Below are 3341 nucleotides of genomic sequence, written 5' to 3' on the forward strand. Positions count from 1 at the left end.
ACCACCTTCCGCCGATTGTCGGGCAGCTGAAGCTTGCGGCGCTCGTCTACGGCTGGTTTGACGGCTTAACAGTCGGCTCGTCGGGCTGAGGGTGGCGCATCCACCACTCAGTGAACTCGGTGCAGCGACCCTCGGCGTCTAGGCGGATGACCCACAGGTTGCTGTAGGTGTGGCCCTCACTGGGATAGGCGACCTCACCCTGAATGACGGCGACCTCGGAGGTAATAGCGAGCGGGTGCCAGGTGAACTGGGCCTGGCCAGGCTCGTCCTTGCGGTCCAGCCACTGGCGCACGATCTCGTCGCGCCCCTCCCAGGGAGGACCGTAGGGCTCGGTGTAATAGACCGCGTCCGGGGTGAAGAGCGCGCGGATGTCGGCTGGGTCGTTGGAGTTCCACGCTCGGACATAGCCGTCGATCCAAGCCTGCACATGCCTAGCCTGCGCATCGTCCATCCCGAACCCGCCTCGCCATTCGGGAACCAGGCTCCCACTCTACTGCGGCGACAGCGCTCCGCTGGAGCGGTCCAGACCGGATGGCCATCATGGCGGTGCGGCAGCCTCCCGGCAGAACTGGGCGTGCATCCGGCCGATCACCTCCACCTGCTTGGGGGAACCTATGGCGGGTGACCTGCCGGGCTGGACGCAGGGCAGCAGCGTCCAGGCACCGACCGGAACTCGGGCCGGCCTAGGGAACCGACCCCCAAGCCCTCAGGGTGCTCGGATTGCGTTCCGTCAACAAGACCCGTCGAGGCAGTGACCCAACCGTCATGTCGCCTAGTGTGACCCTGCCTCGCCCCCTGGCCAGATCCCGGCGCTGCTCGATGGGCTGCGCCGGCACCCCAGACGCTGGGATGGCGGTCGGTCATGGCGTAGGCTGCCATCGCGAGGTCAGCAGGGATGTGGGTCCAATCGCGGCCACGGAGGAGGGCCGATGGAACCGACCCCACCAGAACTCGGCGTGGCCACCGGCTCACCGCACGAGCTGATCGTCGAGGGCCGCGAGGAGCTGCTGTACCTGCTGGGAGAGGCGGCCGAGGTCGAGCACGCCGTCTGCTGCACCTACCTGTACGCGGCATTCACCCTCCGGACCGAACCCGGAGAGGGACTCACGGCCGCGCAGCTGCCGGTCGTGGCGGATTGGAAGCGAGCGATCAACGAGATCGCCCTGCAGGAGATGAGCCACCTCGCCTTGGTCAATAACCTGCTCGCAGCCCTCGGGGGGGCGCCTCGGCTCGGCCGCCACAACCTTCCCCAGCGCTCCCCCTACGCGCCCGAGATCCGGCTGACCCTGGCCCCGTTCAGCGAACAGACGCTGCAGCGGTTCCTCTACATCGAGCGGCCGGAAGGGATGGACATCTCGTCGATGGCCGGCGAGCTGGACCACGACCGGCCGGCCCCGCCGGTGCCGACCGGGCCGCTGGTGCTGCCGGCGCCACAGGCCTTTTCCAGCGTCGGGCAGCTGTACCACGGGATCGAGCGAGGGCTGCGCGGCCTGGTCGACCGCTACGGCGAGGGGCAGGTCTTTGTCGGCTCGCCGAACGCGCAGGCGTCCAGGCGGTGCTTCCGCGTTCCCGAGCGTATGCCAGAGCTGGTCCCCGTCACCGGGCTGGCCTCGGCGGCCCAGGCGATCCAGACGATCGTCCTGGAGGGCGAGGGCTGCCGGGGGGACTGGCAGGGGGCGCACTTCGGCCGGTTCCTCACCATGCTGGAGGCCTACCGGGCGATGAAGGCCGCCGACCCGTCTTTCTCCCCCGCCCGCCCGTCGGTGACCAACCCGTATGTGCGGGTGCCGCGGGACCTGCTCGGTCTGTTCTCGGCCACCGGGCCGGCCGCCCCCGACGACCCCAGGGGGGTCCACCTCATCGAGGATTCATATACCGCTGCGGTCAGCGACCTGTTCAACGCCTGCTATGCGGCGATGCTGCAGCTGCTGTACCGCTTCTTCCAACACACCGAGGAGACCGACGCCGAGCTGAGCATGCTCGGAGAGACCGCGGTGGGGATGATGCGCCAGGTCATCCGGCCGCTAGGGGAGCTACTGACCAGGCTCCCGGTTGGGCCAGATACTCCCGGGATGACCGCCGGGCCGAGCTTCATGCTCACCAGCGCGACCCCGGTGACCCCGCACAAGCCGGCGGCCTGGCTCATCCTTGGCGAACGGCTGCGGGAGCTGGCCGAGGTGTGCGGCGGCCTGACCGCGGGCGCGCCGGAGGTGCTGACTGGGGTCCGCCAGCGGCTGGCGGCGTTCGCGGCGCCGCTGGGGCCACCTGGTGCCGCCGACCAGGAGCCGCAAGCGGCCGTCCCGGTCCCAGCGGTCTCTCCACCCGCGAGTGACGCCACCGCCGTCCCGAGCTTCGAGCGGGACATCCGGCCGCTGTTCACCGAGCGGGACCGGGCCGCCATGCGCTGGGCATTCGACCTGGGAGAGGTTGCGTCAGTGCGGGAGCACGCCGATGCCATCCTGGAACAGGTCGCCGCCGGCCGCATGCCGTGTGACGCCGCCTGGCCCCCCGAGTCGGTCGCGCTGTTCCGCCGATGGGTACAGGCCGGCAGCCCAGACTAGAAGCCGGGTTATTCCTTAAGGACGGCCATGCAGGGATGCGTTCTGAGACCGCTCTGCCATACGACGCACGGAACCGATCGCGATCGGAGGTGACCACCGAGAAGTGTTCCCGCAGGTAAACCCTAGTGTTGTGGGCCTGGCTGGACTTGAACCAGCGGCCTCATCCTTGTCAGAGATCGACGGTCGAGCGCTGTGCTATCCCGCATCCGCGCAGGTCGCGCCGATCCGTAAGTGTCACAAGGATGGGGTGAACCGACGGTCTTCCTGCTTTGCTGCTTCTAGCCCACGAGACACCACAGAAGGGTGATTGGCCTCGGCGGACTGGAAGCGGACTGGAAGTGGAGTACCCCCGTTTCGTGGGCGTAGAAGGCCACCAGGAGGATTGGTATCTGGTCACGCGGCAGGTGGGTCGAGCCGCAGTCGTCCGCCTGAGCGCTGGTCCAGTGCCTGTTGGAGCGTCTGCCGGGTGGTGTAGTGAAGGATGGGCGCCGAGTCGCCAGTGACCTCGGCCCGGTTGGCCACCGGCACGGATGCCTGGGTGGTGACGCAGCCGCCCGGGAACTGGTCGAAGTGGATGGCCTCGAAGCGGGATGTCTGGCGGTCGATCCGCTCATAGCGCCGTGCCTGGGGCTGGTTGGAGCCCACCTGGACGGCCCCCTGGATGGCACAGCTGGCCGTCAGCCGGATAATCAGCACGCTGGTGCCGGCCCGGTCGTGGTTCAGGGAGATGACCGACCGGCCGTCGTTGACCGTCACCGGCCCGAGCGACCAGCCGGCCGT

Annotated in this window: 3 protein-coding genes; 1 reads left to right on the forward strand and 2 read right to left on the reverse strand. The window is 68.7% G+C overall.

Annotated elements, in window-relative coordinates; all coding sequences use genetic code 11:
• Positions 1 to 46: 46 nt before the first annotated feature.
• A complete protein-coding gene (locus tag VF468_17640) occupies positions 47 to 451 on the reverse strand; it encodes a nuclear transport factor 2 family protein (protein HEX5880114.1) in 405 nt (134 codons plus the stop codon).
• A 478-nt stretch (positions 452 to 929) separates the two neighbouring features.
• Here VF468_17640 and VF468_17645 point away from each other — a divergent pair, with 478 nt between their 5' ends.
• Positions 930 to 2561, forward strand: a complete 1632-nt coding sequence (locus tag VF468_17645) for a ferritin-like protein (protein HEX5880115.1) — start codon at positions 930 to 932, stop codon at positions 2559 to 2561.
• Between the two features lie 393 nt (positions 2562 to 2954).
• On the opposite strand, the gene VF468_17650 is transcribed toward VF468_17645, so the two are convergent.
• Positions 2955 to 3341 (reverse strand): hypothetical protein (locus VF468_17650; GenBank protein HEX5880116.1); only part of this gene is annotated, 387 nt, incomplete at its 5' end.

The organism is Actinomycetota bacterium (genome assembly GCA_036280995.1).
Lineage (GTDB): Bacteria > Actinomycetota > CALGFH01 > CALGFH01 > CALGFH01 > CALGFH01.

What these genes read in the sequence shown, in the direction of transcription:
- VF468_17640 (HEX5880114.1), bottom strand. Translation starts at nt 451, where the DNA reads ATGGACGATGCGCAGGCTAGGCATGTGCAGGCTTGGATCGACGGCTAT.
- VF468_17645 (HEX5880115.1), top strand. Translation starts at nt 930, where the DNA reads ATGGAACCGACCCCACCAGAACTCGGCGTGGCCACCGGCTCACCGCAC.